At 31.9% G+C, this 24585-nt stretch carries 21 protein-coding genes and 2 pseudogenes; 14 read left to right on the forward strand and 9 right to left on the reverse strand.

All coding sequences use genetic code 11. From position 1 onward, the window contains the following. Positions 1-121: 121 nt before the first annotated feature. Positions 122-1291, reverse strand: a complete 1170-nt coding sequence (locus ABDW27_RS00810; protein WP_343694165.1) for a proline dehydrogenase family protein — start codon at positions 1289-1291, stop codon at positions 122-124. A gap of 280 nt (positions 1292-1571) precedes the next feature. On the opposite strand from ABDW27_RS00810, the gene aroB reads away from it, so the two are divergent. From aroB to recQ, 5 genes and pseudogenes are all read left to right on the forward strand, one after another. Then, a complete protein-coding gene (aroB, locus tag ABDW27_RS00815; protein ID WP_343694166.1) occupies positions 1572-2639 on the forward strand; it encodes a 3-dehydroquinate synthase in 1068 nt (355 codons plus the stop codon). A gap of 299 nt (positions 2640-2938) precedes the next feature. Further along, positions 2939-4342 (forward strand): arginine decarboxylase, encoded by a 1404-nt coding sequence (locus ABDW27_RS00820; RefSeq protein ID WP_343694167.1) that lies wholly within the window; start codon positions 2939-2941, stop codon positions 4340-4342. Between the two features lie 108 nt (positions 4343-4450). Next, positions 4451-5419, forward strand: coding sequence for a deoxyhypusine synthase family protein (locus tag ABDW27_RS00825; RefSeq protein ID WP_343694168.1), 969 nt, complete (start codon positions 4451-4453; stop codon positions 5417-5419). Between the two features lie 9 nt (positions 5420-5428). After that, positions 5429-5839: a DNA primase gene (locus ABDW27_RS00830; protein ID WP_343694169.1), complete on the forward strand. Its 411-nt coding sequence runs from the start codon at positions 5429-5431 to the stop codon at positions 5837-5839. Positions 5840-5980: 141 nt separating this feature from the next. Further along, positions 5981-8286 (forward strand): annotated as a pseudogene (recQ, locus tag ABDW27_RS00835) (DNA helicase RecQ). 143 nt (positions 8287-8429) lie between these two features. On the opposite strand, the gene ABDW27_RS00840 reads toward recQ, so the two are convergent. The 4 genes and pseudogenes from ABDW27_RS00840 to ABDW27_RS00855 form a co-directional block, all read right to left on the reverse strand. Then, the gene (locus tag ABDW27_RS00840; protein ID WP_343694170.1) at positions 8430-8945 is read right to left on the reverse strand and encodes a DinB family protein; all 516 of its coding nucleotides are present in this window, start codon (positions 8943-8945) and stop codon (positions 8430-8432) included. A 31-nt stretch (positions 8946-8976) separates the two neighbouring features. Continuing rightward, positions 8977-11561 (reverse strand): annotated as a pseudogene (locus ABDW27_RS00845) (phosphoenolpyruvate carboxylase). Between the two features lie 93 nt (positions 11562-11654). Next, positions 11655-12134, reverse strand: coding sequence for a winged helix-turn-helix transcriptional regulator (locus tag ABDW27_RS00850; RefSeq protein ID WP_008468989.1), 480 nt, complete (start codon positions 12132-12134; stop codon positions 11655-11657). 77 nt (positions 12135-12211) lie between these two features. After that, entirely contained in the window at positions 12212-13366 is a 1155-nt protein-coding gene (locus ABDW27_RS00855) for a M14 metallopeptidase family protein (protein ID WP_343694171.1), read from the reverse strand. A 312-nt stretch (positions 13367-13678) separates the two neighbouring features. On the opposite strand from ABDW27_RS00855, the gene ABDW27_RS00860 reads away from it, so the two are divergent. Further along, positions 13679-14131: a helix-turn-helix transcriptional regulator gene (locus tag ABDW27_RS00860; protein ID WP_343694172.1), complete on the forward strand. Its 453-nt coding sequence runs from the start codon at positions 13679-13681 to the stop codon at positions 14129-14131. 83 nt (positions 14132-14214) lie between these two features. On the opposite strand, the gene ABDW27_RS00865 is transcribed toward ABDW27_RS00860, so the two are convergent. Further along, positions 14215-14766 carry a 1-acyl-sn-glycerol-3-phosphate acyltransferase gene (locus tag ABDW27_RS00865; protein ID WP_343694173.1) on the reverse strand — a complete coding sequence of 184 codons (552 nt, stop codon included), beginning with the start codon at positions 14764-14766 and terminating at the stop codon, positions 14215-14217. 66 nt (positions 14767-14832) lie between these two features. On the opposite strand from ABDW27_RS00865, the gene ABDW27_RS00870 reads away from it, so the two are divergent. Genes ABDW27_RS00870 through ABDW27_RS00890 form a run of 5 tightly spaced genes read left to right on the forward strand, consistent with a single transcriptional unit; the run spans position 14833 to position 17726 of the window. Continuing rightward, positions 14833-15498, forward strand: a complete 666-nt coding sequence (locus ABDW27_RS00870; RefSeq protein WP_343694174.1) for a fused MFS/spermidine synthase — start codon at positions 14833-14835, stop codon at positions 15496-15498. A gap of 10 nt (positions 15499-15508) precedes the next feature. Then, a complete protein-coding gene (locus ABDW27_RS00875) occupies positions 15509-16186 on the forward strand; it encodes a peptidoglycan DD-metalloendopeptidase family protein (protein WP_343694175.1) in 678 nt (225 codons plus the stop codon). A gap of 6 nt (positions 16187-16192) precedes the next feature. Then, complete coding sequence (locus ABDW27_RS00880; protein WP_343695262.1) at positions 16193-16669, forward strand: hypothetical protein; 477 nt, start codon at positions 16193-16195, stop codon at positions 16667-16669. A gap of 22 nt (positions 16670-16691) precedes the next feature. Next, on the forward strand, positions 16692-17204 hold the full coding sequence (locus ABDW27_RS00885; RefSeq protein ID WP_343694176.1) for a hypothetical protein: 513 nt from the start codon (positions 16692-16694) through the stop codon (positions 17202-17204). A 51-nt stretch (positions 17205-17255) separates the two neighbouring features. Beyond that, positions 17256-17726, forward strand: coding sequence for a nuclear transport factor 2 family protein (locus ABDW27_RS00890; RefSeq protein ID WP_343694177.1), 471 nt, complete (start codon positions 17256-17258; stop codon positions 17724-17726). Between the two features lie 330 nt (positions 17727-18056). Here the strand turns inward: ABDW27_RS00890 and ABDW27_RS00895 are convergent, their stop codons facing one another. Further along, complete coding sequence (locus ABDW27_RS00895) at positions 18057-19544, reverse strand: aminotransferase class V-fold PLP-dependent enzyme (protein WP_343695263.1); 1488 nt, start codon at positions 19542-19544, stop codon at positions 18057-18059. A 171-nt stretch (positions 19545-19715) separates the two neighbouring features. Here ABDW27_RS00895 and msrA point away from each other — a divergent pair, with 171 nt between their 5' ends. After that, positions 19716-20249: a peptide-methionine (S)-S-oxide reductase MsrA gene (gene msrA, locus ABDW27_RS00900; protein ID WP_343694178.1), complete on the forward strand. Its 534-nt coding sequence runs from the start codon at positions 19716-19718 to the stop codon at positions 20247-20249. Positions 20250-20378: 129 nt separating this feature from the next. Continuing rightward, entirely contained in the window at positions 20379-21947 is a 1569-nt protein-coding gene (locus ABDW27_RS00905; RefSeq protein WP_343694179.1) for a YdiU family protein, read from the forward strand. A 78-nt stretch (positions 21948-22025) separates the two neighbouring features. On the opposite strand, the gene ABDW27_RS00910 is transcribed toward ABDW27_RS00905, so the two are convergent. Together ABDW27_RS00910 and ABDW27_RS00915 are read right to left on the reverse strand one after the other, a co-directional pair. Continuing rightward, the gene (locus tag ABDW27_RS00910; protein WP_343695264.1) at positions 22026-22994 is read right to left on the reverse strand and encodes a YpdA family putative bacillithiol disulfide reductase; all 969 of its coding nucleotides are present in this window, start codon (positions 22992-22994) and stop codon (positions 22026-22028) included. A 2-nt stretch (positions 22995-22996) separates the two neighbouring features. Beyond that, positions 22997-23470, reverse strand: a complete 474-nt coding sequence (locus ABDW27_RS00915; protein WP_343694180.1) for a CYTH domain-containing protein — start codon at positions 23468-23470, stop codon at positions 22997-22999. A 197-nt stretch (positions 23471-23667) separates the two neighbouring features. Between ABDW27_RS00915 and ABDW27_RS00920 the strand changes: the two genes are divergently transcribed. Next, positions 23668-24570 (forward strand): OmpA family protein, encoded by a 903-nt coding sequence (locus ABDW27_RS00920; protein WP_343694181.1) that lies wholly within the window; start codon positions 23668-23670, stop codon positions 24568-24570. Positions 24571-24585: the final 15 nt, after the last annotated feature.

Genomic DNA, 24585 nt, shown 5'->3' on the forward strand with positions numbered 1-24585 from the left:
GAGCCAGAGGCTCGATACATATTATAGGGCTGGACTTCAGTCCAGTTTATAATGAACAAAAAAAGCTCCAATTTTTAATTGAAGCTTTATATATATGTAAACTGGGATAGAAATTAAAAAATTATTTCCCTTTTCTACGTTTACGCTCTGTTTTAATCATAGATAATTCACGGCTTGTTTGTCCTGCAACAGAAGTATTTTCTTCAGCACGGCGAATCAAGTACGGCATAACATCTTTTACGGGACCAAAAGGAAGATATTTTGCAACATTATATCCGTTTTCAGCAAGGTTATAGCTAATGTTGTCGCTCATTCCGTATAATTGCCCGAACCAGATTCTTTTATCGTTTTTGGCAATTCCTTTTTGAGCCATCATTTCCATTAATTTATAAGAACTTAATTCGTTGTGAGTACCTGCAAAAATGGCCATAGTCTCTAAATGTTCTAACATATAATGAACAGCGGCATCATAATTATCATCTGTAGCTTGTTTAGAAACACAAATTGGAGAAACGTATCCTTTTTCTTCAGCACGTTTATTTTCCTTTTCCATGTAAGCGCCGCGAACCAATTTCATCCCGATAAAGAAACCTTCTTTTTTAGCAATTTCGTGCAGACCTTTTAAATAATCTAAACGATCCCAGCGGTACATTTGTAAAGTATTGAAAATGATTGCTTTTTCTTTGTTGTATTTACGCATCATATCGGTTACCAAATCATCAGCAGCATCCTGCATCCAGCTTTCTTCACCATCAATCAATAAAGCAACATCTTTTTTATAAGCTTCACTGCAAACCTGATCAAAACGAGCCACTACTCTATTCCATTCTTCTTGTTCTGCTGGGCTTAAAGTTTGTTTCTCACCTAATTTTTCATACAATTCAAAACGTCCTAAACCAGTTGGTTTAAATACTGCAAACGGAATTGCCAGGCGTTCTTTTGCAAATTCAATAGTTTTTAAAGTCATTTCTAAGGCAGCATCAAATTGCGCTTCCTCTTCTTTTCCTTCAACTGAATAATCTAATACAGATGAAACACCTTTGGTAAACATTTTATCTACTACAGTTAAACAGTCATTTTCGTTTACTCCCCCGCAAAAATGATCAAAAACAGTCGCGCGAATCAATCCTTCTACAGGAAGATGTGCTTTGATTGCAAAATTAGTAACAGCAGTTCCAATACGTACTAAAGGCTCACTATCAATCATTTTAAAAAGAAAGTAAGCTCTGTCTAGTTCAGTATCACTCTTTAGCGAAAAAGCTACCTGAGTGTTATCGAATATTTTTTCCATTAAGTTTAGTTTTTGTGCAAAGATAGACACTGTTTTGAATATAGTTTACGAAATCGTGTGATATTTTTTGAAATTATCAATATGAAGCTGTAAAAAAAAATAAATTATGAAGTAAAGTTTTACTACTTTATTTAGGACTAAATTCAAAATTATTTAATGAACACTTTATAAAAGGAATATTTAATTTAGAATAATTCATTTTAAAACAAATTAGACAAAATGTTTGAATATTATTAAGCTAAAAATGCCTTATTTTGCGGTTTTAATTAACCTCGGAATTATGCAGTCTATCCAAGCAAATAATTATTTCGTGCATTTTAACCAAAATGCATACGAAGCTTTAAATAAATATTTAAGAGAAAATAAGTATTCAAATATTTTTATAATTGTTGATACTGAGACAAATGAATATTGTCTGCCAAAGCTTCTGCCAATTATTGAAACTGATTTAAACATTGAAATTATTGAGTTTGAAGCCGGAGAAGCTAACAAAAATATTGAGACTTGTATACAAATCTGGCATGTTTTAACGGAACTTGGTGCCGATAGAAAATCTCTTATTATTAATTTAGGTGGAGGTGTTGTTACTGATCTTGGTGGATTTGTAGCTTCAACCTTTAAAAGAGGTGTTGATTTTATTAATATTCCAACTACTTTGTTATCTATGGTTGATGCTTCTGTTGGTGGAAAAACAGGTGTTGATTTAGGGAATCTTAAAAACCAAATTGGAGTTATCAATGTTCCTCAAATGGTTTTAATCGATACACAATACCTTGAAACTTTACCGCAAAGCGAAATGCGTTCAGGACTGGCAGAAATGCTTAAACACGGTTTAATCTACGACGCTCCATACTGGAGAGAATTCCTTGATATTACATCTATCGATTACAACGGACTTGATACTTTAATTTACCGTTCTGTAGAAATTAAAAATGAAATTGTAATTCAGGATCCAACCGAAAAAAATATCCGTAAAGCATTAAATTTCGGACATACTTTAGGTCACGCAATTGAAAGTTACTTTTTAGAAAGCGAAGAAAAAACTACTTTACTTCATGGTGAAGCAATTGCTGTTGGAATGATTTTGGAAAGTTATATTTCACTTCATAAAAATTTAATTTCAAAAGAAGAATATATAGAAATTAAAACTGCTATTCAGTCAATTTATGATCAGGTAATTTTTGAAGAAAAAGACATTGATCCTATCCTAGAATTACTGGTTCATGACAAAAAAAATGAATATGGTTTGATTCAATTTGCTTTAATTGAAGGAATCGGAAAAATAAAAATTAACCAATCGGTTGAAAATAAATTGATTCTGGAAGCGTTTCAGGATTATCAATCTTAATTTTTTTTAATCAAAAGCATTGCTTTTGGTATATATTATTTTTTACATTTGCCACGATGAAAACAAACAATAAACAAAGACAATTCAGCTCTTACAGAAACCGTCTCAGCAGTTCTTTATTAAGAATGTTGAACCGTTTTTATAATAGTAAAAGCCCGTTTTGTTTTGATGTTTTCCAATGCTCTAAGGCAGAACACGAAAAACTGCAAATTATATTTGCCAATATTAGAGTTTGAATTTTAAATTTAGCATAAAATCACTAAATTTAATAAATGAGAACTTAAAATATTGAAATATAAATGAATACAAAATATTCTGACCTAATTAATCAAACATATTACTTTCCGCAAGAGGAATTCAAACTAAATAAAGACAACTTATTGTTTCACAATATCGATTTAATGAAATTGGTAGAACAATACGGAACACCTTTGAAGTTTACTTATTTACCTCAAATTTCTGAAAACATCAACAAGGCAAAGTCATGGTTCAGAAAAGCAATGGAAAAGAATAAATATGACGCAAAATATTACTATTGTTATTGCACAAAAAGTTCTCATTTTGAATATATTATGAACGAGGCCTTTAAGAATAACATTCATATAGAAACATCATCAGCATTTGATGTTAATATTGTTGAGAATCTTCTTGAAAATGGTAAAATCAACAAAAGTACTTATGTAATTTGTAATGGTTTCAAGAGAGATGAATACATTACTAATATAGGCAGATTGATTAATAACGGACATAAAAATACTATTCCGATTATTGACAATTATGAAGAACTTGATTTACTTCAGGCAGAAATAAAAGGAAAATTTAAAATTGGAATTCGTATTGCTGCTGAGGAAGAACCTAAATTTGAGTTTTATACTTCAAGATTAGGAATTGGTTACAAAAACATTGTTTCGTTTTATAAAAAACAAATTCAGGAGAATGATAAATTAGAGCTTAAAATGCTTCACTTTTTCATTAATACCGGAATCAACGATACTTCATATTATTGGAACGAGCTTGTAAAATGTATTAAAGTATACATTGCCCTTAAAAAGGAATGCCCTACTCTGGATGGTTTGAATATTGGAGGCGGTTTCCCAATTAAAAACTCGCTTGCTTTTGAATATGACTATCAATATATGATTGATGAGATCATTAATCAGATTAAAATTGCCTGCGAAGAGGCTGAAGTTGACGTTCCTAATATTTTTACTGAATTTGGTTCATTTACAGTAGGTGAAAGTGGTGGCGCTATCTATCAGATTTTGTATCAAAAACAACAAAATGACAGAGAAAAATGGAATATGATCGATTCTTCGTTCATTACAACTCTGCCTGATACATGGGCAATAAACAAACGTTTTATCATGCTGGCAATTAACCGCTGGAACGATACATACGAGCGGGTTTTGTTAGGAGGTTTAACTTGTGATAGTGATGATTATTACAACTCAGAGCAAAACATGAACGCTATTTACCTGCCAAAATACAATAAAGAAAAGCCATTGTATATTGGTTTCTTCAATACCGGAGCCTATCAGGAAACTATTGGAGGCTATGGAGGTTTACATCACTGTTTGATTCCGCAGCCAAAACATATTTTAATAGATCGCGATGAAAATGGAATTCTGGCAACAGAAGTTTTCTCTGAACAACAGACTTCTGATGATGTATTGAAAATTTTAGGCTACAAGAAAAAAATATAAAAAAAAGCGCAAATTACGAAGTTTATTCCTATAAAATTATTAATTTGCATATACAGTAAAAAGGTTAAAAACTTTTAATTCAAAAAAAACAAAAAAACAAAAAACAAAATGAAAGGACCAATCAGTCAGTTTATTCAAAAACATTATTTACATTTTAATTCTGCTTCACTGGTAGATGCCGCTAAAGAATATGAACAACAATTAGCAAATGGAGCTAAAATGTTGGTAAGTATGGCTGGAGCTATGAGTACAGCTGAAATAGGTAAAATTTTTGCTGAAGTAATTAGACAAGATAAAGTACAAATCATTTCATGTACTGGAGCCAATCTAGAAGAAGACATCATGAATTTAGTGGCTCACTCTCACTACGAAAGAGTTCCTAATTACCGTGATTTGACACCAGAAGACGAATGGGCTTTACTTGAAAGAGGACTAAATCGTGTTACAGATACTTGTATCCCTGAACACGAAGCTTTTAGACGTTTACAAAAACACATTTATAAAATCTGGAAAGATGCCGATGATAATGGGGAACGTTATTTCCCACATGAATTCATGTACAAAATGTTATTATCAGGAGTTCTTGAAGAATACTACGAAATCGACTTAAAAGACAGCTGGATGTATGCAGCAGCTGAGAAAAATTTACCAATTATTGTTCCTGGATGGGAAGATAGTACAATGGGTAATATTTTTGCTTCTTATGTTATTAAAGGTGAGTTAAAAGCATCAACAATGAAATCAGGTATAGAATACATGACTTTCCTTGCTGACTGGTATACAAAAAACAGCCAAAATGGAATTGGATTCTTCCAAATTGGTGGTGGTATCGCAGGAGACTTCCCTATTTGTGTTGTTCCTATGCTTTATCAGGATATGGAAATGCACGATGTTCCATTCTGGAGCTATTTCTGCCAAATTTCAGATTCAACAACTAGTTATGGTTCTTATTCAGGAGCAGTTCCAAATGAGAAAATTACCTGGGGTAAACTAGATATCAAAACGCCTAAATTTATTATTGAGTCGGATGCTACAATTGTGGCTCCGTTAATATTCGCATATTTATTAGATTTATAGTATATTTTTATGAAAAGAATTATAGTAGACTACGCCAAATTGACCAATGAAATTTTAAACCTTTTGGTTGAAAAATTTCCTGATGGTTATGATGATTCGGATGTAATCCGTTTTAGAAACGCTAAAAACGAATTAGTAGAAGCTGTTGAAGTTCGTACAGAAGACACTATTTATTTAGTAAAAATTAGTACTAAGCTTGCTGACAGAATTGAAAATTACGAAGACGACGACGATATTGATCTTGACGTTGACACAATCGAACCAGTAAAAGGTCTTGATCTTGATGATGAAGCAGCTGACGATGACGATGATGACGATAATCAAGACAAACCAGATTCTGATGGTGGTGACGGTGATGACGACGATGATGACAGAGACGATATTGGAGACGATGAAGATGATGAAGACGACGAAGATTAATTAATCGTTTAAATTATAAAAAAAAAGGAACTCTTTCAGGGTTCCTTTTTTTATGAGTGAAATCAAAAAAATAATTTTATTTTATAAGAAAAATACTATATTTATGTTTTATTCCAGCTTTAAAATATAAATATTCGCCTCATGAATTCAGAATTACTACACGCCAAACTAAAAGAAAATTTTGGGTTTGAAAAATTTAGACCAAATCAGGAAACTATAATAAATACTGTATTATCAGGTCAGGATACCTTGGCAATTATGCCAACCGGTGGAGGAAAATCAATATGCTTTCAATTGCCAGCTCTTATACTTCCGGGAATAACGATTGTTATTTCGCCATTGATTGCTCTAATGAAAGATCAGGTAGACAGTTTAAAAACTAACGGAATTTCTGCCTGCTACATAAACAGCAGTCAATCGTCAGAAGAACAGCAGTTTTATATTGATAATTTAAAATCAAATACTTTTAAGCTTGTCTATATTGCTCCTGAAAGTTTGTCTTATTTAGATAATATTTTTAATGAACTAAAAATCAGTTTAATTGCTATTGATGAAGCACATTGTATTTCTTCCTGGGGACACGATTTTAGACCTGCTTATACTAATTTAGGCTATTTAAAAAACCGCTTCCCTTCTACTCCTGTGCTTGCCTTAACTGCAACGGCAGACAAAGCAACGCGTGTTGACATAACAAAACAGTTAAATTTAAAAAATCCTAAAACTTTTGTTGCTTCATTTGATCGCAAAAATCTAAGTCTTGAAGTTCGTCCTGCTCTGGATCGTGTAAAACAAATAATTGATTTCGTTGAAAATAAACCTAACGAATCAGGAATTATTTATTGCCTTAGCAGAAAAACAACTGAAGAACTGGCGGAGAAATTAATGAAAAACGGAATTTCTGCAAAAGCATATCACGCTGGTTTAGATAATGATAAAAGAGCTAAAACACAGGATGAGTTTATCAATGATGATTGTCAGGTTGTCTGTGCCACTATTGCATTTGGAATGGGAATTGACAAATCAAACGTACGCTGGGTTATACATTATAATCTTCCAAAAAATATTGAAGGTTATTATCAGGAAATTGGGCGTGCCGGACGTGATGGTCTTCCTGCTGAAACAGTTTTATTTGAAAGTTATGCTGATGTAATTCAGCTTCAAAAATTTGCATCGGAAGGATTAAATTCTGATGTACAGCTGGCAAAATTAGAAAGAATGAAACAATATGCGGATGCAGTAAGCTGCAGGCGAAAAATTCTTCTTTCATATTTTGGTGAATTGGTTACAGAAAATTGTGGCAATTGTGATATCTGCAAAAATCCACCTACTTTTTTTGATGGAACAATTCTAGCTCAGAAAGCTCTTTCGGCCATCACCCGTTTACAGGAATCAGAACCTTTGGCAGTTATTGTTGATTTTTTAAGAGGTTCAAAAAACGCATATATTTACGAAAAAAATTATCAAACGCTAAAAACGTACGGAATTGGTGCCGATATTTCATGGTACGACTGGAATCAATATCTTATTCAATTAATTAATTTAGGATATTGTGAAATTGCTTTTCACCAGCATAATAAAATCTTATTGACTCCTTTTGCAAAAAAAGTTCTGTTTGAAGGAGAAAAAGTAAAACTAACGACTGTTGTTAAGAAAGTAATTGATAAAAATGAAATAAAACAAGAGAAAGCAAAAGTTGCTAAAAACTCTCTTTTTGAAACACTTAGAAAATTGCGTCATGAAATTGCGCAGGAAGAAGAAGTTCCGGCTTATGTGATTTTTAGTGATGCCGCATTACGTCAGATGGAAATTTTAAGACCAATGAGCGATGAAGAATTTCTTGCTGTTGATGGAGTTGGAAAAGCTAAACTTGAAAAATATGGTAATGATTTTATTAACGCAATTATTGAATTTCAAAGAAATAAGTCTGTTGTAAAAAGAGAAAAAAGGAAAGTACTTATGAGAAAACTCTGGAATTATTTCAAGCTGGAAATTCGGTTACTGAAATTGCAGGAAAACGAAATTTAAACGAAACTACCATTGTTTCTCATTTAGCAAAATTATATGTCGATGGTCATGATCTGGATTTAAGTCAATTTGTTTCAGAAAATGAAATTACAGAAATTGAGAAAGCACAAATTGAATTGGAAAAACCAACGGCCTTAAAACCTTATTTTGATTACTTTGAAGAGAAAATGTCTTATGACAAAATCAGGTTTGGACTGGCCTATATTGAAAGAAATCAAAATAGGCAAATTAAAAGTAAATCGTATTCAGTTGATGAAATACGGCTTACTCATACAGAAGCTTATAAAAAATGGGATGCAGCAGAAGATCAAAAACTTATAAATCTTTTTAAGGAAGGCAAAAAAGTTGAAGAAATAGCTAATCTATTAGGACGAAATACTGGAGCAATTACTTCACGTTTAAAAAAACTGGAATTGAAATAACATATAAATTCTTTTATTTTAAAATTTGATATTTTATTAGAATAATAAACCCGACAGGTTTTTAAAACCTGTCGGGTTTATTCATTATAAAGATCTTTGTCAAAGTTTTAAACTTTGACAAAGATTTTATCGTTGTTTATAGTTTACAAATATCTTTCTTCAAAAACTTTCTGATGATGTTTTTGATGCCCGATCATAACAAAACCCAAAGCTCTAACAGAAATTTGATTTCCTGAAGCAGTTCCAATTCTTTTAAGCTGGTCTTCAGATAAACTTTTGTAAAACAATAAAGTTGAATGTCTTAGTGCAGAAAATTCAGTTAGTAAATCCTGAATACTTCTACTTCCGGCATCTGTATTTATTGCATAATCATTTTCTTCAAAACTAGGCAGTGGGGTTTGGTCATTTCTTGAAAATCTCAAAGCACGATAAGTAAATATTCGTTCAGAATCCATTATGTGCTGTATGATATCTTTTATCGTCCATTTCCCTTCTGCATAACGATAATCAAATTTATCCATCGGGATATTTTGAACAAATCGGATAAATTCATGAAGAGAAATTTCCAATTCTTCGATCAATTTTCCATCTCCGGCTTGTTTGATATAAGTTCCAAAATGTCCCGAATACTCATTTTCTAATAACTGACTTGCAATCATTTTTATAATTTTAAAGTTTACAAATTTGAGATTAAGCTGAATTTCTACTTGCGTTAGTATTTCCAAAAAGAGATCTTGTTACGATTTTTTCGTATACTTTAATAAGATCTTCGTTTGTTGAATTTTCTTTGTTTAGCTCATTAATTTTTAATAAAGCATATTGCTGTATTGTCAACAATGGCAATACAATACGCTCTCTTATCTGAATAGAAGCTATACCATCAGGATAATTTTCCATTAAAGTTTTGTGTCCGGCAATTTTCAATAAAAGACGTTTTGTTTCAGAGAATTCATCATAGATAATCTGCCAAAATTCACCAAACTCAGGATCTTTTCTCATATAAGCTGTCAATGGCAAAAATGATTTTGCTAATGACATCATACTATTTTCTAACAAAGTTTTGAAAAATAATGAATTGTGATATAAATCCTGAACTCTGTCCCATTGACCTCTTTCTTCAAAATGTTTTAAAGCAGTTCCAACTCCAAAAATCCTGGTACGTTTTGTTTTAACTGACTCCATGAACCCACAAACGGAATAGCTCTTAAATCAGCAAAATCCAAAGATTCAGATTTGCTTCTTTTTGAAGGACGGCTTCCAATGTTAGTTTTAGAGTAGTATTTCAACGTACTCATTTTTTCTAAATACGGAATAAATTTCGGGTGGTTCTTAAAACTTAAATATTTATCATAACCTAAATTAGCTAATTGAGTCAAAATTTGAGTTTCTTCTGCAGATAATTCATTTTTATCTTTACTAAAAACCTGATTCGTAATTCCGGCACTCAATAAGTTTTCAATATTGTAACGGCAAGAATCCAGAGTTCCAAAATTTGAACTAATTGTTTGTCCCTGAACAGTTATCTGAATTTCCTGATTTTCAATTTTTGGACCTAAAGAAGCATAGAATTTATGTGTTTTCCCACCGCCACGAGCAGGAGGTCCGCCACGGCCATCAAAGAAAATAGCTTTAATTCCGTATTGCCTTGAAATTTCAGTTAATGAAATTTTTGCCTGATAAATACTCCAGTTTGCCATTAAATAACCGCCATCTTTTGTGCCATCAGAGAAACCAAGCATAATAGTCTGCTCATTTCCTCTTGATTTTAAATGCTTAGAATATTCAGGATTAGTATATAACTGCTCCATAATTTGATGAGCATTTTGTAAATCATCAACTGATTCAAAAAGAGGAATAATATCAACCGTAGGATTTTCCCAATTGTTCAAACGAATCATGGCAAAGGTTTCCATCACATTGAGAGCGCTTTCGTTGTTACTAATAATGTAACGATTTGCTCCTTCTTCTCCATTATTTTGCTGAATGGTTTTAATAGCCTGAACAGATTCTAAAGTAGAACGTGTAATTTCATTTTCAAAATCGGCAGGATTTAAATTTCCTTTTACTTTTGATAAAACATCAATTTTTTGATCTTCTGTCAATTCATAATAATTTTTAGGAAAAATATCAGAACCAGAATTCAAATAGTAATTCACTACATCTTTAAATACCGCATTATGAATCTTGCTGTTTTGACGAATATCTAAAGTGGCAAAATGGAATCCGAATAAATTAATTTTCACTAAAAGTGCTTCTAACTCGTCTAAATATAGAGATTGATGCTTCTCGATAATTATAGTTCGAATTGTATTCAACTGATCTAGTAATTCTTTTAAAGTGATAAAAATTTCACCTTTAGAATAAAATACCGAACGGTAAAGTTTTTGTTCAAGATCAGCAACTAAAGTATCTACACCTGAGAAAGTTAGCTTTCGTTTTAAATTTCTCATTTCAACATAATAACACTTTAAAATTGAAGTTCTTAAACGATCTGCAACTTTAAGAGTAATCTCTGTTGTAACAAATGGATTTCCGTCGCGGTCACCTCCCGGCCAGAATCCTAATTTTATTAATTGATTCTGAATTGGATTTCCGTCATGAAGATTTTTTTGAAGATAATGTACAATTTCTCCCGCTGTAGCATAAAATACATTTTCAAGATACCAAATCAAACTTACCGCTTCGTCGTAAGGATTTGGTTTTTCATGCTGAATAAAAGGCGTTTTTCCTAACTGAGCTAGTAATTGCTTGATTTGTAACAAATCGTTTTGACGAATTGCTTCTGTCAAATCGTTGATAATTCCTAAAACCGGTCCAGGATAAAACTGTGTTGGGTGAGCCGTTAAAACGGTACGAACATTGAAATTCTCAAGAAATCCAATTAATTCGTCATCTTTTTCTTTGGCGTCAGATTTCTCTTTAATATCACGAAGAGATCCTCGCCCTTCCATATTGTTAACTTCCGGAAATGCAGCATCTTCAATAGCATCAAACAATACAATCTGACGTTCTATATATTGAATAAATCGAAACATTAAATCGATTTTCTCAGTTTCTGAAGCATTGTTTAGAAACTTATTCGAAAAGAAATCGAAAATTTCTTTTGGAGTTTCCTGTTTTTTAAATCCCGTTTCGCAAGTTTCTGTAAATAAAGGCAGTAAAACACCAGTATTGTCAATAGAATCAAAAGGCAATGTTATGAAAACACTGTTGTAAATGTGGTATTTTGAAAGAACATCTCGATTAAAACGTTCTATTTTTGGCAACGTGTACATAAAATTCTGTTATAGTTGGTTGGTTAATTAGTCATAAAAAAACCCCAAGAATAAACTTGAGGTATATTTTTATATAGCATTCAAGAAAAGTTCTTACATATTTTTGAAAATAGTATGCATCAAACGCTTCTTATCGTTAATACTTTCTTCTAATGAAATCATTGTTTCAGTTCTGTAAACACCATCGATATCATCAATCATGAAAATAACTTCTTTTGCATGTTTTGTATCTTTTGCTCTGATTTTGCAAAAGATGTTGAATTTTCCTGTCGTTACAGATGCAACTGTTACGAATGGAATTTGATTGATACGCTCTAATACAAATTTAGTTTGAGATGTATTATTAAGAAATACCCCTACATAAGCAATAAATGAATAACCTAATTTATCGTAATCTAAGGCTAATGAAGACCCCATGATGATACCGGCATCCTCCATCTTTTTTACTCTAACGTGTACTGTACCAGCAGAAATCAATAGTTTTTTTGCAATGTCAGTAAACGGTACTCTCGTATTGTCTATTAACATATCTAAAATCTGGTGATCTACTTCATCTAAACGAAATTTACTCATAATTCTTTAATTAATATTACTAATTGCTATTACAAAGTATAAAAATATATATAAAAAATAACAAATTCACATAAAAATTAACTTTTTATCAAGCCGTTAACAAATTTAATGTTTTTATTTAAATAAAAGTCTGCTTTTTGGTTCATTTTCGGAATATTAGAATAATCATCAGAATAAACAGCACCATTTCCGTCGTATTCATAATGACCAAAATAATTTTCCAATTCGCCCGCTTCTACTATATAAGCATTAAAATGAATCTTATTTTCAATCAATTCTTCTTTGTATTGAGCGACAAAATTCGTAATAATTTCGATACCATCATAATTTATTTTGATATTTTTCCACATAAAATCATAAAAAACCACTTTATTTTGTGAAATATTCAAATAATCGGAAATTCTATTAATAACTAAATCGTTTTCGTTTATGAGCTGAAAGCTCGAAATTAGTGAGAAAAATATGTATTTTCGGGTCGTTTCTCTATCGTAATCATTAGGATAATGACCCGCCTCGAATAATATAGTAGGAACGCCCAAAAACTGAAAAGTATCCCCTATACAGTTTATATTGAATGAATCGTCAAATCTGCCTACTTGTCCGGGAATATAATTTTGTAAAACATCGTTAATTCCGGCAATAAGATTTATGGCTTTTTGTCTGTTTTCGTTTACATCTCTTTCTTCATTATAAGAAGGGGCTAAAAATGAAACCGTTGCAGGCTTTCCTGTGTCGCCTGCGCCAAAAATTGTACGCTGATCGTGAAGATTAAAACAAAAATCAGGTTTAAAATCTTCAAAAACGGCTCTTAATACATTACTTTCTGGCTGAGTAAGGTTTTGAGAATCGCGGTTTAAGTCAATTTTATTAGCATTTTCGCGAGTATAAAGTCGTGCTCCGTCAGGATTTAAAATCGGAATCATATAAAAGGTAAATGCATCAAGCATTTCTTTAGCAAAATCTGATTGGCTGTTTAATACGTTTATAAAGTCAAAAAGCGCTTTTGTAGTGGTGCTTTCATTTCCGTGCATTTGCGACCATAAATAAATGCGCGTTTTTCCGGTTCCTATTTGGTAACTATATATAGGTTCACCTAAAACTGATTCGCTAATAATTTTAACTTGATTGTCAGTATTTAACTTATCTAATAACGGTTTAATATGATCTAAAGTTAGATAACGGCCTTCAATTGACTGCTCTTTGTGCTGGTTAAATAATTCTTCTAAATTCATTGTGTTTTGATTAGTTTACAAAAGTAAACATCTTTATTTTTACAATTGTAAACTTTAAGTTTTAGTATAAATTGAGATTTGTAAACAGGTTTTTCAATGTAACTAGACATTTTATCTAAATTTGAGTTAACATCTGTAATTACTTTATATATTATTACTTATTTTATTTATTTTCAATGACTTAAATATAATTATATAAAGTTTTAATATCAGATTATTATATGTTATATAGAATCCAACTTTAATTATATTGTTTCATTAATACTTTTTGATTACATTTGTAAACATGTCTAATTTGAATTATAATTTACAATGGTAAACATAGACGATTTTGTAAAAAGATTAGAAATAATTCTGGATTATTATGGATTGAATGCTTCTTCATTTGCAGACAAAATTGGAGTGCAACGTTCCAGTATGTCTCACCTGCTCTCTGGACGAAATAAACCTAGTTTAGATTTTATCATGAAAATTATGGACGTTTTTCCGGAAGTAGATTTGTATTGGATTTTAAACGGAAAAGGAAACTTTCCTAAATCAGATAACGAAACTATTTCTGATTTTCAAAATAACGACTCCTCTACTTCATCAAATGAAAATATTTCTGAAAATAATTTGTTCTCTCAACTCATTCATCAAGATGAAAAAACCACTTCACGGAATTTAAAAGAAAATAAAAATGCTAATTTAAGTTTTGAAAATGATGAAATCGAGAAAATTGTAATTTTCTATAAAAACGGAACTTTTAAGGCTTATGTACCATAGCTCGAAAATTTCGCGTATTTGAAAATTTTTAAAATTATTTTTCATTTAAGCGATTCTCACGAATCGGAAAAAATATCGAATTTTTAGACTTGAATTCCGTTTTCAGGAATTTTTCCTAAAACACCTTTATAATGTTGTTTTAAAATTTCCCAGTCAGCCTCATAATTTCCTGTTGGGTAAAATGGTTTTCCAAGATTTACTTCTTTCTTTCCCCAATCAAATGCTACCGGAACAATTGGCACATTTGCCTTGAGCGCTATATAATAAAAACCCGTTTTAATTTCTTTTACTCCTTTTCTTGTTCCTTCTGGAGCTACAGCTAAGCGGAAAACTTCTTTTCTTTCAAAAATGGAAGCAATAGAATCTACCTTGTTTAATCCGCCAGTACGATCGATTGGTTCGCCCCCCACATTTCTAAAATAATACCCAAACGGAAATCGGAATAATTCTTTTTTACCAACCCAATTCATCTGTAAACCAGATATTCCGCGGGTCAATAATCCAATATAAAAATCATGATTACTCGTGTGCGGCATCACCATAAGTATACATTTTTTCACTTCAGCGTTCTCTATCCCTACTATTTTCCAGCCCATTAGCTTAAAAAAGATGAATTTGTATAATATTTTCTTCATTAAAATTTGATGTTTCTTGCAAAATAAAAGATTTAAAATGGTATTTTTGAGTAAAAGCATTACAAAATGATCAAAAAACTGTTCAGCTATCTTTATCCAATTAAAATCTTCAAAAAAAAATCAGCCAGAAGTAAAGTTATAGAAGTAACCTGGGCAAACGGAGAATTGGTTTTAGATTCTGAAAACACTAATTATTCATACGGAAGTCTGCAGCGAATATTAAGGTACGGCCTTAGAAACATTGGATATGATAAAGTTTTAGAAATGGATCATATTTTAGTTTTGGGAGTAGCCGGAGGAAGTGTCATCAAGACCTTAGTTGATGAAATTGAATATAAAGGTAAAATTACCGGAGTTGAAATCGATCCCGAAATGATTCAAATTGCGAATCAATACTTTAACCTAAACCAAATACAACAACTTGATATTATTATCGACGACGCTTTTGAATTTGTTTTGAAAACAAAAGACCGTTATGATTTAATAATTATTGATATTTTTGAAGATACCAATATGCCAAACTTTTTGTTTGAAAAGTTTTTTAGCGAACGGGTTTGTTTTCTTTTAAAAGATCAGGGGTTTGTTCTATTCAATACCATGATTCTAGACGAAGCGCATAATGTTCGAAACAGAAAATACATAGCCGAAATAAATCCAAAATTGTTTACTTCAAAAATGCTTCCGCGTATTGAAGTGCACAATGAATTAATAATAATCGAAAAAGTAGCCTAAATTTTATTTTATGAAATCCCTTGTATCTATATTAAAAGCCTTACCTCCTACTAAAATTATTGATGCCTCTATTGATTTTTCAAAATACCTTCCTTTAGATTTATCTGTAACCAATACCGAATTGGTCGAAAGCAAACCTGAAACTCCAGAAGATTTTGAACTTTTTATTTCAACATACCTTAAAAATAACAATGCCGAAGTTGCGTACGGCGGTTATATCGAAGGAAGAACTATATATAAAAGAAGTACCATTTTTAAAAATGATTCTATTGCAGAGCGAAATATTCACATTGGACTTGATCTTTGGACAAAAGTTGGAACTCCTGTTTTGGCTCCGCTTGACGGAAAAATTCACAGTTTTCAAAATAATGAAGGTTTAGGAGATTATGGACCTACTATAATTTTGGAACATGAAGTAGAAAATGAAAAATTTTATACTTTATACGGACATTTATCGTTAGAAAGTATAGAAAACCTTACTGTTGGGACATTTTTTAAGAAAGGCGAACAAATTGCATCTTTAGGAAATTCGGCTGTTAATGGAGATTATGCTCCTCATGTTCACTTTCAGATTATAAAAAATATGCAGGACAAATGGGGCGATTATCCCGGTGTTTGCAACACAAATGACTTAAATTTTTATATAGAAAACTGTCCCGACCCGAACTTATTATTAAAAATAACTTAAATGATTATGAAGAAAGCGGGATTGATTATATGTTTGTTGTTATTAATTGGATGTAAATCGAAAACAGTTAGTCGAGATACAGAAGATTTAAAAATTAAAAAAGTTTTAAGTTCCGACGTTAATTCTGAACAGCAGAGAAAAGCTTACGAACTAGGCAAAAGAGTACTTGAAACCTGTAATACATCAAAGTTTAAACCTTTTAATGAAACCGAAGTTACTCAGTCTGTCAGAGAAAACACAACTGAGGAACGATTGACTAAAACCTGTACAAGATTTAGGCAATATTATGGAAGTTTTATTGATTTAAAATTAGATGGAGTTTATAAAACCAAACATGAAGTCATTTATCGCTATCACGCTTTATACAGTAAAAAAGTAGCCAATAAAGAACTTCGCATTTTTGTAAACGAAGAAAATTTAATATCTGCCATTAAATCAATGGATTGGGATGAGAAATTTGATGCAAAAATAGCCGAACAATAAAGTCAACTATATGAAATTAAAAATGCCACTGTTTTTTTTACTGTTTATTTCAACTTTTACAAATGCTCAGGAAACAATGAGTGTTAAAGGTTCTAAGCCATTTCCGGCCACTCAGAATTATACTTTCATTTGCGAGAAATATGCATTTACAGGAGAAACCAATATTCAGATTGCAAAAACAGATAAAGGCGGCATTTTAAAAATTACCATTGCAACGGCAAATGATCAGGCCAGAATTGCGGGCGGACTTTATGTAGATTTGGCTAACGCCGATGTTATTGCCTGCGTTGACAAAAACGTAAAAGAATCTGCTGACGGAAAAACTACCGCATATTATTATTTTACTCCTGCCGAATTTGCCAAACTGAAAAAAACAGATATTTACGCTGTTCGCTTTATTATAAATGGCGGTCCAAATACTTTTGGCAGCCAAACAGGCTATTTTACTACTTACAATAAAAAGAATTATTTTTCAACTGCTTACGACAATTCTAAGAAAAGTTACGATACTGCAAAAGAAATTAGTGTTTTATAAATAAAAGATTTTATAAAATAAACCTTATATTTATAATCTAATAACAAATTTATGACTCCTAACGAAGCTTTAATTACAAAGTTCTATACTGCTTTCGCCAACTCTGACGCAAAAACAATGGCCGAATGTTATCACCCAAAAATACATTTTATTGATCCTGCATTTGGTTTATTAAAAGAAGAACAAGTTTCTAAAATGTGGGAAATGCTTTTGTCAAGAAGCAATGGAAATCTTAAAATTGAATTTTTTGATGTAAAAGCAGATGAATTTACCGGATCTGCCAAATGGGTTGCTGCGTATAATTTTACAAAAACGAATCGTAAAGTAATCAATAGAATTTCCGCAGAATTTGTTTTTCAGGACGGATTAATCATCAAACATACAGATAACTTTGATGTTTGGAAATGGTCAAAACAAGCTTTTGGTGCTACTGGTTATTTACTGGGCTGGACAGGATTTTTCCATAAAAAAATTCAGGAACAAGCCTTACTTTCTCTTAAAAAATTTCAGGAATCAAAATAAAGGTAGAAATGCTGGTTGTTTTTTAATGCAAAGTTCGCTAAGGATTTTCGCAAAGTAAACGAAGGTTTTTTGATTTATAAAAGTTTTTTTTAAGATCTCAAAGTTTGGTTTGAGAATATCAATTATAAAAGAAGCTTTAAAAAAAACTTCTTTTAAAACAAACAACTCATTCTCATAAAAATAACAAACCCGACAGGTTTTAAAAACCTGTCGGGTTTACTGTATGTAATATAAAAACCAGCTTTGCGACCTCAAAAAGCTAGCTTTTAAACTAGAAACTTTTGCGCACTTTGCGAAAAAAAACTTTGCGAACTTTGCGTAAAAAAAATACTAAGACTTAAACCAACTCGTTACCAATTCATCTTCAAATGAAGTGGCGTTTTTATGCACAAATTCATTAGTATTTTTATTATACGAATAATCTAAAGCCCAGGTTTTATGGTTTTTAGCCAATTCTTTAATACTGTCGCAAACAAAAGCAATTTCTTCATCAGTAGTAGTTGGGTGAATCGACATTCTAATCCATCCCGGTTTTTTAATCAAATCACCAATCGTAATTTCATTTACCAGTTTATTTGAAGTTTCCTGATCTACGTGAAGTAAATAATGTCCGTAAGTTCCCGCGCAGCTGCATCCACCTCGGGTTTGAACTCCAAAACGGTCATTCAGTAATTTTACACCTAAATTAAAATGCAGATCTTCAATAAAAAAAGAAATTACACCTAAACGGTTTTTATGCTGACCAGCCAGAATTTTGATATTTTCAACAGGTTCTAACTGATTGAAAACAAAATCAACAATTTCATGTTCGCGCTCGAGAATGTTTTTAATTCCCATTTCTTCCTTTAGCTCAATTGCTAAAGCGGTTTTAATAACCTGAAGAAACCCTGGAGTTCCGCCATCTTCTCGATCTTCAATATTATCAATATATTTATGTTCTCCCCAAGGATTTGTCCAGCTTACTGTTCCTCCACCCGGACAGTCAGGAATCATATTATTATATAATTTTTTGTTGAAAATCAAAACTCCTGAAGTTCCCGGACCTCCTAAGAATTTATGAGGAGAAAAGAAAATTGCATCCAAATATGCTTCAGAATCAGCTGGATGCATATCAATTTCAACATAAGGGCCAGAACAGGCAAAATCTACAAAACAAACTCCGTTATATTGATGCATTAATTTTGCAGCTTCATGAAAAGGAGTTTTTATACCCGTAACATTGGAACATGAAGTAATAGAAGCAATTTTTATAGTTCTGTCGCTGTATTTCTGTAAAAGCAATTCTAAATTATCTAAACAAAAAAGACCTTTTTCGCAAGACGGAATAATTTCAACATCAGCAATCGTTTCCAGCCATGATGTTTGGTTAGAATGATGTTCCATGTGAGAAATAAAAACAATTGGTTTTTTCTCTGCCGGAACTGTAGTAAAATTTTTCAGATTTTCCGGGATTTTTAAACCTAAAATACGCTGAAATTTGTTGATAACACCCGTCATTCCGGTACCATCTGTAATCAAAACATCATCCTGATTGGCATTTGTATGATGCTTAATAATGTTTCTGGCATGATGATACGCTTTTGTCATGGCAGTTCCGGACACAGTAGTTTCGGTATGAGTATTGGCAACAAAAGGTCCAAATTGGTTCAAAAGTTTCTCTTCAATTGGTCTGTAGAGTCTTCCGCTGGCAGTCCAATCGGTATAAACGATATTTTTTTTGCCAAAAGGTGACATAAATTCCTGATTTATGCCAACAATATGCTGCCTAAAATCCTGAAAATAAGTTTCAAGACTGATGGTATTATTTTTGGTATTCATTACTGTGCCTATGTTTGACTGCAAATATATTGCTTTTTTATAGAATTGAGAATTTATCAATTATAAACTTTAATTGCTGAATAAAATTTAGTTTAAAGAGTGTTTTTTAGATAAATTATTACAATATTCTATCGGATTAATAGGGCATGTAAACTTAAAACAATTTCATTTATGGGAAATTTAGCAACAGCCACTTTTGGTGGTGGATGTTTTTGGTGTGTAGAAGCTGTAATTCAGCGTTTAAAAGGTGTTGAAACAATAAAATCTGGTTATTCAGATGGTTTTATAAAAAATCCGGCATATCGCGAGGTATGTACAGGACGTACAGGTCATGCAGAAGTTGTTCAGGTTACATTTGATTCTGACATAATTTCATATCATGATTTGTTAACTATTTTCATGACCAGTCATGATCCAACAACATTAAACCGTCAGGGCGGTGACAGCGGAACACAATACCGTTCTATTATTTTATATCATGACGAAGCGCAAAAAGAAATTGCGGAGCAGGTTTTTACAGAAGTTCAGCCTGTTTATGCAGATCCAATTGTAACTCAGTTAAAACCTTTTGAGGTATTTTACGAAGCCGAAGATTATCATCAAAATTATTACAACGATAATCAGGAAGCAGGATACTGCCAGTTCGTAATTGACCCAAAAGTTAACAAGCTAAAAAAAATGTATGCTGATAAATTAATTGGCTAATATTTTTATTGGCCACAGATTTCACAGATTAAACGGATTATTTAAATTATGTATTAATCTTTTATTTACAATTTAAAAGAGAGAAATCCTTTTAATCTGTGAAATCTGTGGCCCAATATAAAAACTCAAATGAAAAATTTAAAAATAAATAATCGATTTACTGCCGAATTACCTGCAGATCCTGATTTAACGAATGAAATCCGTCAGGTAAAAAACACTTCATTTTCGTATGTAAATCCAACAAAACCTTCAAATCCTCAACTAATTCATGCATCCGAAGAAGTTGCCGGGTTAATTGGAATCTCAAAAAATGAAATTCAGTCAGAGGAATTTTTAAATGTTTTTTCAGGAAAAGAAATTCTTCCTGAAACACAGCCGTACGCCATGTGTTATGCAGGACATCAGTTTGGAAACTGGGCCGGACAATTGGGCGACGGCCGCGCTATTAATTTAACCGAAGTTGAACATAACAATCAGTTTTTTACACTTCAGTTAAAAGGAGCAGGAAAAACTCCTTATTCGAGAACCGCTGATGGTTTAGCCGTTTTACGCTCTTCAATAAGAGAATATTTATGTGCCGAAGCTATGTATAATTTGGGCGTTCCCACTACCCGATCACTTTCTTTGATTCTTTCGGGAGATCAGGTTTTGCGTGATATTTTATACAATGGAAATCCGGCTTATGAAAAAGGTGCTATTGTTTGTCGTGTGGCTCCATCTTTTATTCGTTTTGGAAGTTTTGAAATGCTGACTGCCCGAAATGAGCTTAAAAATTTAAAACAGTTTGTTGAATATACCATCAAACATTATTTCCCGAAAATTACCGGAGAACCAAAAGAACAATACATTCAGTTCTTTAAAAAGGTGGCAGATACTACTCGTGAAATGATTTTGCACTGGCAAAGAGTTGGTTTTGTTCATGGTGTGATGAATACGGATAATATGTCGATTCACGGAATTACGATTGATTACGGACCATACGGATGGCTTGAAAATTACGATCCAAACTGGACACCAAATACGACAGACAGTCAAAACAGAAGATACCGATTTGGAAATCAGCCGCAGGTTGCACAATGGAATTTATACCAATTGGCAAATGCGATTTATCCTTTAATTAATGAAACTGAACAATTAGAAAAAATCTTAGAATCATTCATGGATGATTTTATTAAAGATTATAAAGAAATGTTTTTAAGCAAATTAGGAATATTTACTTCAAGAGAAACTGATAATAATTTAATCGATGATTTAGAAACCAACTTGCAATTGACAGAAACAGATATGACGATTTTTTTTAGAAATTTAAGTTCCGTTAAAAAGTCTGATTCTGTTGAAAAAGCAATTGAAAAGATTGAATTTTCATTTTATAAGAAAGATGATGTTTCAGGAGAAATTCTGGAAACCTGGAAAAAATGGTTTGCTGATTATTTAAAAAGATTAAAAAATGAAGATTTGTTTGATGAAGATCGTGCTCAAAAAATGAATTCAGTCAATCCTAAATATGTACTGCGAAATTACATGGCACAATTAGCTATTGATGCTGCAGATAAAGAAGATTATTCACTTATCAATGAGTTGTATACTCTTTTGCAAAAACCTTATGACGAGCAGCCAGAATATGAAAAATGGTTTGCAAAACGACCAGACTGGGCACGAACCAAAGTTGGCTGCTCAATGCTTTCTTGCAGCTCTTAATTTTTTCAGCCACGAATTCACGAATTTTGTTTTTTATAACTGGCAAAATATTAATTAGTGAATTCGTGGCGAAAAAAACTATTTCGAAGTAATATAATCCACAATCATATTAGCGTGAATTCTTGAGTTTTCAATAAACCATTTATGCGTCTGCATTCCTCCGCAGACAACACCAGCCAAAAATAAACCTTCAACATTAGTTTCCATGGTTTCAGGATTATAGACCGGAATTTTCAATTCATCTTTTGAAAGCTGAATACCACTATTTTCAAGAAAGTTCAGATCTGGTTTATAACCCGTTAAGGCTAAAACAAAATCATTTTCGATTGTAATTTTTCCGTCAGGAGTTTCAATTTCAACTTCATTTTCTCTTATTTCAGTGATATTAGATTCAAAATACGCTTTTATACTTCCTTCGGCAATTCTGTTTTCTACATCAGGTTTAACCCAATATTTTACTCTGCTATTGATTTCGCTTTTACGAATTACCATGGTAACATTGGCACCTTTTCTCCAGCATTCCAGTGCGGCATCGACTGAAGAATTATTTGCTCCAACAACTAAAATATTTCTAAAAGCATATTCATGAGCTTCTTTATAATAATGACGAACTTTTGGCAATTCTTCACCTTTTACATTTATCAAAATTGGAATATCATAAAATCCCGTTGCAATAACTACATTTTTGGCTTTGTATGAATTTTTATCCGTTGCAACTTCAAAAACAGAAGTTTGTGTTTTTATAATTCCAGTTACTTTTTCGAATAAATTGATATTAAAATTAAAATAACGATGAATATTTCTATAATATTCTAAAGCTTCCTGACGACCGGGTTTTGGAGCTAAACAATTAAACGGAATATCTCCAATTTCTAATCTTTCTGCAGTCGAGAAAAAAGTCATATACAAAGGATAATTGAAAATACTGTTTACAATCGCTCCTTTTTCTATGATTAAATATTTTAAATTTTTCTTTTGAGCTTCTATCGCACAAGCAAGCCCGATTGGTCCGCCGCCTACAATAATTAAATCATATTGATCAGTCATAATTATTTTTCCCAATTTTTAAAAGGATTTTTACTCAAATAGGCATTGTAATATCTTTCATCATTGGTTACTTCTTCTCCAAGCCATTCTGGTTTTTCAAAACTTTCTGTTTCAGACTGCAGTTCAATTTCAGCCATTATTAATCCTTCGTTTTCTCCATAAAATTCATCCACTTCATAAATATGATTCCCGGATTTAATTTCATAGCGTGTTTTTTCAATTTTGCCTGTTTCGCATAATTTAAGCAATTCAAGAGCCTCATCAAGCGGAATTTGATTTTCCCATTCAAAACGCGATAATCCACCTTGATTTCCAATTCCTTTAATGGTCAAAAAAGCTTTTTCTCCTTTAATTCTTACACGGACAGTCCGTTCAGGAATTGAGCTCAAATAACCTTGTGCAATTTTATTTTTTGCAAATGCCTGTTCTTTAAAATCGTCTGATTTTACAAGAAACTTTCTTTCTATTTCGAGCATTTTAAGTCTAAATTTTATTTTACTGCAAGTTACTCAAATTAATTCAGTCATGAAATCCGGTTTTCTAAAAACTAGTCCTTTTTTATTGGTTTTCGTTTGCATTTTAAGCGGTATAAAATGCAACCAAATTAGCTGATTATTAACGCTTTGCATGTTTTATTTTCGCTAAATTTGATATAACCTTAATTTTCTTACTTATGTCAAAAAAAGCACTTTACATTTTAGGCATTGCCCTCACTATAATTTTAGGTACTTTTTTGTACATAAAATTGTGCTGCAACTGCGGTTTGACTCAAACGGAGGCTGATTCTGTAAAAAAAAAGCCTGTGTTGGTTAAGAACGATAATTATGTCCCTTTTATGCTGAATGGTTCCGGATTTAAATATCAGGTAAATGATAATTTTAAATTTTTGAAGAATAATTCTCTTTTAATTCAGCCTATTAGCGACTCAATTATTATTGGTATTAAAAAGTTAAAAGCCTTTTTAGTTTCTAATTCATCCCAAAAAATAACTATAACAGGCTACGCAACCTCTGACGAAACTAATACTACTAAGTTTGAAAATCTTGGCTTAGCACGGGCTGATAATGTCAGGAATTATTTCATTTCTAAAGGCTTGGCTTCTTCTCAGTTAAATACCAAAGGAGAAATTCTGAATAGCTGGAAAACAATTGCCGATACGTTGATTGGTCCTGTTGAATATAAATTTGAAAGTGTTGAAACAAAATCTGACAACTGGACTGCATTAAAAGAAAAAATTAACGCTGACCCATTAATTCTTTATTTCAATACAAATAAGTCGAGTTTTAATTTAAACAATAATGAACATCAAAAAGTGGCTGATATCATTGAATATTTAAAAAACGTAAAAGATGCTTCTGTGGTAATTGTTGGACACAGCGATAATGTTGGAAACAGGGATTTAAATATTGCCCTGGCTCAAAAACGAGCTGAATTTTCTAAGAATTACTTAATTAAAAACGGCATCGAAGCGTCACGAATTGCAACGGAGTCTCAAGGCCCGGATGAACCTGTGGGTGATAATTCTACCGTTGACGGAAAGGCCAGTAACAGAAGAACTGTTATCACTATCAAATAATTAAAAACATACTGA

The organism is Flavobacterium sp. (assembly GCF_039595935.1).
Taxonomy (GTDB): Bacteria; Bacteroidota; Bacteroidia; order Flavobacteriales; family Flavobacteriaceae; genus Flavobacterium.